This is a genomic window from Ferroacidibacillus organovorans (genome assembly GCF_001642725.1).
In the GTDB taxonomy this organism is placed as follows: Bacteria; Bacillota; Bacilli; order Alicyclobacillales; family SLC66; genus Ferroacidibacillus; species Ferroacidibacillus organovorans.
The window spans coordinates 39,605-48,120 of the sequence record NZ_LSUQ01000019.1 but is presented as its reverse complement, the minus strand read 5'-3'; the positions used below and the strand labels follow the sequence as shown (position 1 = coordinate 48,120).

At 53.4% G+C, this 8,516-nt stretch carries 9 protein-coding genes; 8 read left to right on the top strand and 1 reads right to left on the bottom strand.

Annotated features, from left to right (window positions below; translation table 11 throughout):
* A partial coding sequence (locus AYW79_RS08075; RefSeq protein ID WP_272481847.1) for a S16 family serine protease occupies window positions 1-383 on the top strand: 383 nt, incomplete at its 5' end.
* A 2-nt stretch (window positions 384-385) separates the two neighbouring features.
* The gene (gene yihA, locus AYW79_RS08070; protein WP_067564276.1) at window positions 386-1,003 is read left to right on the top strand and encodes a ribosome biogenesis GTP-binding protein YihA/YsxC; all 618 of its coding nucleotides are present in this window, start codon (window positions 386-388) and stop codon (window positions 1,001-1,003) included.
* 18 nt (window positions 1,004-1,021) lie between these two features.
* On the opposite strand, the gene AYW79_RS08065 is transcribed toward yihA, so the two are convergent.
* Entirely contained in the window at window positions 1,022-1,954 is a 933-nt protein-coding gene (locus AYW79_RS08065) for a DMT family transporter (RefSeq protein WP_067564273.1), read from the bottom strand.
* Between the two features lie 206 nt (window positions 1,955-2,160).
* Between AYW79_RS08065 and hemA the strand changes: the two genes are divergently transcribed.
* The 6 genes from hemA to hemL are packed head-to-tail and all read left to right on the top strand — an operon-like array spanning window position 2,161 to window position 8,506.
* Window positions 2,161-3,585, top strand: a complete 1,425-nt coding sequence (gene hemA / locus AYW79_RS08060) for a glutamyl-tRNA reductase (RefSeq protein WP_067564270.1) — start codon at window positions 2,161-2,163, stop codon at window positions 3,583-3,585.
* A complete protein-coding gene (locus tag AYW79_RS08055) occupies window positions 3,524-4,414 on the top strand; it encodes a cytochrome C assembly family protein (RefSeq protein WP_143216148.1) in 891 nt (296 codons plus the stop codon). Before hemA ends, AYW79_RS08055 begins: the two co-directional genes overlap by 62 nt.
* Window positions 4,415-4,457: 43 nt before the next feature.
* Window positions 4,458-5,399 carry a hydroxymethylbilane synthase gene (gene hemC / locus AYW79_RS08050; protein WP_067564266.1) on the top strand — a complete coding sequence of 314 codons (942 nt, stop codon included), beginning with the start codon at window positions 4,458-4,460 and terminating at the stop codon, window positions 5,397-5,399.
* Window positions 5,400-5,402: 3 nt separating this feature from the next.
* A complete protein-coding gene (locus AYW79_RS08045) occupies window positions 5,403-6,179 on the top strand; it encodes a uroporphyrinogen-III synthase (protein WP_067564264.1) in 777 nt (258 codons plus the stop codon).
* The gene (hemB, locus tag AYW79_RS08040; RefSeq protein WP_067564261.1) at window positions 6,172-7,158 is read left to right on the top strand and encodes a porphobilinogen synthase; all 987 of its coding nucleotides are present in this window, start codon (window positions 6,172-6,174) and stop codon (window positions 7,156-7,158) included. The genes AYW79_RS08045 and hemB overlap by 8 nt, the downstream gene beginning before the upstream one ends.
* Before the next feature lie 37 nt (window positions 7,159-7,195).
* Window positions 7,196-8,506 carry a glutamate-1-semialdehyde 2,1-aminomutase gene (gene hemL / locus AYW79_RS08035; RefSeq protein ID WP_231877869.1) on the top strand — a complete coding sequence of 437 codons (1,311 nt, stop codon included), beginning with the start codon at window positions 7,196-7,198 and terminating at the stop codon, window positions 8,504-8,506.
* Window positions 8,507-8,516 lie beyond the last annotated feature (10 nt).

The window sequence follows — 8,516 nt, the reverse complement described above, 5'->3', positions numbered from 1 at the left end:
CGCATGAGCTTTCCATCCCTGGCGATTTTATTGAGAATCACGATATTCACATCCACGTTCCGGAAGGAGCGATTCCAAAGGACGGCCCATCTGCCGGGATTACCATGGCGACGGCGCTCGCTTCTGCGCTGACGGGAAGGGCGATTCGCCGCGATGTCGCCATGACAGGAGAAATTACACTGCGCGGACGCGTTTTGCCTATCGGTGGGGTGAAGGAAAAATGTTTGAGTGCTCATCGCGCAGGGATACAAACGGTGCTTTTGCCGCGAGACAACGCAAAAGATATGGAGGATATTCCAGAAACGGTTCGTCAACATCTGAATCTTGTGTTCGTTGAGCATATGGATCAAGTGTTGGAAAACGCGTTGCGGGATCAAATGTAAAAATGATTATTAAAGCAGCAGAATTTCTCACATCAGCCGTTACCAAGGAACAGTTTCCGGAAGCGGATCGCCCAGAATTGGCGATGGTTGGACGCTCAAATGTCGGAAAGTCATCACTCATTAACCGCATGCTAAATCGTCGAAGACTCGCGCGCACATCAGCAACGCCTGGCAAGACGCAGACGCTCAATTTTTATGATATCAACCAGACCTTTCGCTTGGTTGATCTTCCAGGTTATGGGTATGCTAATGTGAGAAAATCGATACGCAGCGAGTTTGGACCGATGATTGAAGGCTATCTTACAGATCGAGAAACGCTTGTGTGGGTCATTCAACTGATCGATATCAGGCATCCTCCGAGTGCTCTCGACTGCGATGTTTCCGCTTATTTACAATCCATTTTTTATGAACGCCACGTGATTGCGGCAACGAAAGCTGATAAAATAGCGCGTGGTGCCTATGCGCGACAGCAACACGTCATTCGCAAGGACTTGCATCTCGAAGCTGATCATCCCATTTTTTTGACATCTGCCGACTCGGGGTATGGAATTGATGCACTTTGGGAACATGTTGAAGGGCGTCTGAGTAAAGGTCAAAGTGATGTGGGGGATCTTTTGTGATCCCCCGCCGCAGTCCTCTCAGAGCGTAGATTGCTTCGCAGGACGCTCACCTTGTTTCTTTCTGGAATGCGCACGCTCCTGACCTGAGAATTCTGCGGTCAACATACCTGCGACGATCAGAAAACCACCAAAGATAGAAAACAGGGTTAGTGATTCTCCGCCGTACCAAACGGCGACGAGCGCCGCAAACACAGGTTCCAGTGAAAAAATGAGCGCGGTTTTCGTTGGCGTAGTATAGCGTTGAAATGCTGCTTGAGCAAAGTAGGCGATGACGGTGGCCAAGAGTGAGCAAATCAGCAGGGCGATCCAGACGGTTGGTACGGTGAGTGAAGTCGCGATAAGGTGGAGTGATTCGCGCATAAAAAGCGATGAAAATTCGCTCAACACTCCAACGAACAGAATTTGTACAGCGGCGAGCGTGAGTGGGTCGTGCTCACGCGCGTGTTTGGCCATCAAGACGATCTGAATCGCAAATGCGATCGCGCAAAGTAGTGTGAGAAAATCGTCGATGTTTACAGTGCCTGAACGAATACCGGAGAGTAAAAAAAGTCCGAGTGTCGCTATCCCGACGCCGATAAACGCGCCGCGCGGTGGTTTGTGGCGGAGTAGGAAAATTGAAAAGATTGGCACCAGCGCGACACATAGTCCTGTGATGAGACCTGATTTGGCAGCAGTGGTATGCATGAGTCCGAGCGTTTGAAAGGCGTAACCTGCATAGAGCCAAAAACCGAGGATGAGGCCGTTTTTCCACAAGGAGAACGTCCGCAACGCAGCCCTTCCACGCTTTAGCAGCAGCGCCGCGAAGAGCAGAATGACGCCCGCCGATAAAAAGCGTATGGCGAGAAATGCAAAGACGGGAATGTCTTTAATGGCGTCTTGCACGACGACAAATGTTGCACCCCAGACAAACGTAACCAATACGAGTACCCAATCGGCAAGAACACGGTTCAACCCTTTCACCTCACGCGCTATTGTGTCATTCGTAAAGCTACTCGTCAACACTTTTGCACAGAAGTGATAGGAACCGTTCACATCGATTGGACAACCAAATTCGACAAGATGTTATAATATATTGTGGAACGTGAGAAACTTGAATTCATGTTCGTTCTCATCTTGTTTATTATTACGGAATAAATCCGAGTTGGAGATGTTCTATTGTGAGCCTTGTGGCCCTGAGCCTTAACTATCGAACGGCGCCCGTGGAAGTGCGGGAGCGGTTCGCAGTCCCTGAAGATCAGGTTGGTGAACTCGTCTCTGAACTTCACGAGATGCAGGGCATCCATGAGGTTGTGCTGCTTTCCACCTGCAATCGAACGGAACTCTATGCTGATGTTGAGCAGCCAGGACCTGCCATCGCAAAGTTTATTGGTTATCTTTCACGCTTTGGTGAAATGGATCAAGAGACGCTTTCGAGACTGCTGAACCGCTATCAAGAACGGGACGTGGTGGATCATCTCCTGCGGGTCGTATCAGGACTCGATTCTATGGTCATCGGCGAAACGCAGATTCTTGGACAGGTTCGCCAAGCCTATCTGATCGCACAAGACCACTTGGCAACAGGGCACCTCATGAATTACGCCATGCGCTCGGCAATCTCGTTTGGAAAACGCGTGCAGACAGAAACGATGATTGGACAGGCGGCTGTTTCTGTGAGCTACGCGGCTGTATCGCTTGCGAGAAAAGTGTTCTCAACCATGAGCGGGAAAACCGTTTTGGTCATCGGCGCCGGAAAGATGAGTGAATTGACGCTGACGCATCTTCGCGCAAACGGCGTCGCAAAAATTGTTGTGGTCAATCGCACGCTTGAAAACGCCCAAACGCTCGCTTCTGCTTTTGCGGGGATTGCGCGTCCCTGGGAGCAATTGGCGGAATCTCTCGCAGAAGCGGACATTGTCATCAGCGGAACGGGTGCAAAAGGGTACGTTCTCACAGAAACGATGGTGTCGACAGCCCTTCGCTCTCGGAAACGTCGCCCGCTCTTTATCATCGACATCGCGGTGCCAAGAGACGTCGATCCGAGTGTCGCTCAGCTGGATGGGTTGTATCTCTATGACATTGATGATTTGCAAGGGATGGTGGCAGAAGGATTTGCGCTGCGGCATCACGAGGCGAGTCAGGTTGAACAGATGATCGAAGATGAACTCATCGCGTTCGCCAAGTGGCAGGCAGAGCAACAGGTTGTGCCGCTCATTGCAGAGCTTCGCGAAAAGTCGTTCGCCATTCAGGCGGCGGTAATGGAAAGTCTGCAACATAAATTGCCGGATCTCGATGAGCGCCAAGTTGACGTGCTTAGAAAACACACGTCAAGCATTGTGAATCAGTTGTTGCGCGATCCGATTGCGAGCATCAAGGAAATGGCGAAAGAACCGGGCGGCGGCGATGCATTGCGAACGTTTGCGCGCATCTTTGATCTGGTCGCGCCACCCGATGAGACACACGGTGTTGATCAGACTTTCTTGCAAAAGACGAACACATCTTCTGATTCAATGAGGACACACTCACTGACGCAAGCGAGTGTCCTTGCGACAAAATCTGAATCCGGTGAGACGCCCCGTTCGCGCGTTTCACCGACGCTCGCGTGAGATGCTCATTGAACTGGCGTCCCCCTATGCGTACGCCGCCATTTTGAGCTGTTATGGCGTGAGTCTAACGTTGTTTTTTATTGATTTTCTTCGCGATAACAAACTTGCGAACCGCGTGGGTCTTTTCACGCTTGGCGTCGTCTGGGTTCTTGAGACGGTAATTCTTAGTCAGCGCGTATTAGCGCAACACGCTTTGCCGCTCTATTCCTATGTCCAGGCAACCCTGTTTTTTGCCTGGCTCTTAATCAGTTTATCGGTTGCGATCAGTCTCTTTTCGCGCATCGATTTTTTTACACTTTTCGTCAATCTGTTTGGTTTCTTGCTTGTGGGCTTTGACGCGATTGTGCATGGTCATTTGGCGACGGCTGTCCCGCAACAAGGCGATCTACTGGTGCTTCATATCTCCGTGTCGATTTTATCGTATTTGCTCTTTTCTGTATCAGCGATTTTTAGCGTGCTCTACCTTCTTGAGGATACAGCGCTGCGAAAAAAACGGTTTGCGAGTGGTCCTTTTCGCAGGTTGCCGGCGCTTGAAAGACTCGATGTCTATGCGTATCGAACTGCGCTTGTCGGCGGGCCGCTTTTATTGATTGGCATGTTGATCGGGGCGATTTGGTACGCCATGCTTACGCGTCATTTTTTGTGGCTTGATCCAAAGCCGATTGCGTCAGGACTCTTGTTAGTCCTTTATTTCATCTATTTGTGGCTGCGCGGCACCGAGCGAATCAGCGGTCGCCGCGCAGCGTGGTTTAACTTGATTTCTTTTGTTGGCGTCCTATTGAATTTCTTGGTGATCGGTGAATTCATGTCAGCGTTTCATCGCTGGTAAAGCATATGGGCAAGGATACAGCATGTGCAGGGGAGGATTACACTTGAGAAGGCTGCGTGTAGGCACAAGAAAGAGTCAACTCGCCACGACACAGACGGGCGATGTGGTTGCAGCGCTTAAAAAGGAACGACCGGACCTTGACATTGAGACGGTTGAAATTGTGACCCGAGGAGATCAAATTCTCGATGTCTCCTTATCCAAAGTGGGTGGGAAGGGTCTTTTCGTCTCGGAGATTGAGAAGGCGCTTCAAGAAGGTGTCATCGATCTGGCCGTACATAGCGCAAAAGACGTTCCGGCGATCCTCGCACAGGGGCTCGTCATTGGGGCGATCCCAGCGCGTGAAGATGCGCGCGATCTTTTGATCGTAAAACACGGTCAGTCCCTTTTGGAACTTCCGGAGGGTGCCCGTGTAGGGACGAGTTCCCTTCGTCGACGAGCGCAACTTTTGGCGATCCGCCCAGACCTTGAGATCGTGTCTCTACGCGGAAACATTGACACGCGTCTGCGAAAGTTGCAGGATTTGGATGCGATCGTACTCGCCGCGGCCGGGATTCGCAGAATGGGATGGCTAACTGAGAATCGCGTTTCAACGACGGGCGTGGCGTATGAGGCCACGCCGCTCACGCCGTTTGAGTGTGTCCCAGCAGCGGGGCAAGGGGCGCTCGCCATTGAGTGTCGCGAGCAAGACACAGAAGTGCGAGAACTGCTTGCTGCCCTTCACGATCGTGAAGCGGCACGCTGTGTGACGGCTGAGCGCGCGTTTTTGGCAGAGGTTGGCGGCAGTTGCCAGGTTCCGGTTGGCGCATACGCTACACCTTCATTCTCCCGCTTGAATCTTACGGCGATGCTCGCGGATGCGAGTGGAAATGTAGTCCTGCGCGGTGCGTTGATGGGTGAAGATGCGCGCGAACTTGGGCGAGAATTGGCCGCGCGCATGCTCGCGAGCGGTGGCGATCGCTTGTTATCGATGGTTGGAGAAGTTTGAGATATGAAAGGGATGCGGATCGCCCTGACACGCCCTGTTGAAACAAGTGCGAATTGGTCTGGCGCCATCCGCAAAGGTGGCGGGTATCCGTTGCACTTTCCGCTTGTTGAAATCCGCTTGCTTCCCGTCGATCGACTCGTGCCGGATCAGGCATTTTTAATCATTTTTACGAGTGTGAATGCGATCCGCGCCCTGATGCAGGATGCGCGCATGCTGAATGCCATCCGGCATATTCCTGTCGTAACGGTTGGCAGCGCGTCCTGCGCAGCGGCAAAACAGGCTGGGTTTTACACCGTTCATGAGGCAGAAACGAAACGCGCAGAGGGCGTCTTCTCGTGGATTGAGGCGCGCTTTTTACACGGACGTGGGGAGCGCATCGTATATCCGCGCGGGAACTTGGCGGATGATGAGCTTGCGAATCGTCTCACGGCGGCTGGCTATCAGGTCGTGGCGCCGATTTTCTATGAGACAAGAGCACTTTCTGCGGAGGGTCTACTCACCGCGGCACGGCGGGGGCGAATCGATGTCGTCACGTTTGCGAGCGGCTCGGCGGTTACTGCTTTTGCGGCAGGGTGGCATACCGAGCGGATGCGGGTGTGGCTAGATGGGCGCCTGCAATTTCTCTCGATTGGCCCGCAGACGTCAAACGTAATGAGGGCGTGCAATTTGCGGGTGGATGAACAGGCGAGAGCGCCTGACAGCGCGTCTGTTGTTGCTGCGCTTCAGAGACTCGCTTTGAATAAAAAAGATGAAGCGTATAGGAGGCATGAGGATGATTGACTTTGATCGTCATCGCAGGCTGCGAAATCACCAGGGGATTCGCGCCATGGTCCGCGAAACAAGGGTGAATACGGATCAGTTGATGTTACCTCTTTTTGTGAAACACGGTGAAGGTCGCGACGCGCTCGACGCGATGCCAGGTGTGGAACACCTGTCCATCGACGCGTTGCGTCGAGAGATCCATGAACTCTCGGAACTCGGCGTTCGTTCTGTACTTTTGTTCGGGCTCCCAAAGACAAAGGATGATCTCAGTTCAGAAGCGTATGCGGAAGAGGGAATCGTACAACAAGGGATCCGGGCGATTAAGGAAGAGAATAAAGACATCGTGGTCGCAACAGATGTCTGTCTTTGCGCCTATAATCCGGCTGGGCATTGCGGGATCGTACGCGGCGAAGAGATTGTGAATGACGAGAGTTTGTCACTGCTCGCAAAAACGGCGCGTTCGCATGCGCAGGCTGGTGCGGATTTGATTGCGCCTTCAGATATGATGGATGGACGGATTGCGGCGATCCGCGAAGCGCTCGATCAAGCATCCTATCAAAACACCCCGATCCTCTCTTATTCTGTGAAGTACGCGTCAGCGTTTTATGGCCCGTTTCGCGAGGCGGCGCACTCTGCCCCGTCGTTTGGGGATCGCCGCAGCTATCAGATGGATCCGGCCAATGTGCGCGAGGCGTTTCGCGAGGCGGAGTCTGATCTGGCGGAAGGCGCTGACATGTTGATGGTCAAACCGGCCATGCCCTATCTTGACGTTGTGCGCGCGCTTAAGGAACAGTATGATGTTCCGCTCGCCGCGTATCACGTGAGCGGGGAGTACGCGATGATCAAAGCGGCGGCACAGCGCGGTTGGGTGGATGAAGAGGCGATCGTCATGGAAACGATGACCAGCTTGACGCGCGCGGGCGCGGATATCCTCATCACCTATTTCTCAAAGGATGTTGCACGCATTCTGCAAAGAGATCACGGAAATCGCCGCTAATCAGTGTGGTTTTTAGGGATGACGGGAGTGAATGTCAATGGATGAACATGTGTCAATGACACGCCGCACCGCTCGCTCGGCAGAGGCGATGAAACGCGCACAAACGTTGATTCCAGGCGGGGTGAACAGCCCGGTGCGCGCCTTTCGGGCGGTCGGGGGGACACCGCGTTTCATGACGCGTGGTGAAGGTCCGTATCTCTATGATCTTGATGGCAATCGATACATCGACTATGTCCTTTCGTGGGGTCCGCTGATTCTCGGCCACGCGCACCAGGCGGTCGTTCAGGCGATTACGGAGCAGACTGTGCGCGGGACGAGTTATGGCGCGCCGACGGAGCTTGAATCGGATCTTGCCGCCTTGATTTTGAGTGCTCTGCCATCGATGGACCTAGTTCGCATGGTCAATTCTGGCACAGAAGCGACGATGAGTGCGCTGCGTTTGGCGCGCGGGTTTACAGGTCGCTCAAAAATCATCAAGTTTATTGGTTGTTATCACGGGCATGCGGATAGCCTGCTCATCCGCGCGGGATCAGGTGTAGCGACGTTTAGTCTCCCGGACTCTCCGGGTGTGCCTCCGGAAATTGCCGCACTCACGATTTCGTTGCCCTATAACGATCTCGCGGCGGTGGAAAGCGCGTTTGCGCAGTTTGGTGAGGAGATCGCCGCGATCATCGTTGAGCCAGTCGGCGGCAACATGGGGATGGTGCCGCCAAAGGATGGCTTTTTACAGGGATTGCGCGCCGTTACGCAATCGTATGGGGCGCTGCTCATTTTCGATGAAGTGATGACAGGGTTTCGCGTACGGTTTGGCGGAGCGCAAGGGTACTATGGTGTAAAACCTGATTTGACGACACTCGGGAAAGTCATTGGTGGGGGTCTTCCAGTGGGCGCCTATGGTGGCCGCAAAGACATCATGGACCTTGTGGCTCCGGCAGGTCCTGTCTACCAGGCGGGCACGCTTTCCGGCAATCCGTTAGCTGTTGCGGCGGGTCTTGCCACGCTAAAGACACTCGCGACAGAAGGGGTCTACGAAGGGCTTGAAGCGCGTTCGGCACAGCTTGTCTCAACCTTTCTCGATGCAGGCAAAAGATATGGTTTTCCAGTCCAGGGAACCTTCCTTGGCGGAATGTTCGGGTGCTTCTTTGCTGAGCATCCAGTCACTGATTATGAGAGCGCAGCGCAGTCAGACAAGGCGCGTTATGCGTCTTATTTTCACGCGTTGCTCGATCGTAGCGTATATCTGGCGCCTTCCCACCTGGAAGCGGGGTTCGTCTCGCTCGTGCACGACGATGTGGCCTTGGCGGAAACGTGTGAAGCGATCGATTCTGCGATGCGCGCGATTCACTGACATCGTGTCT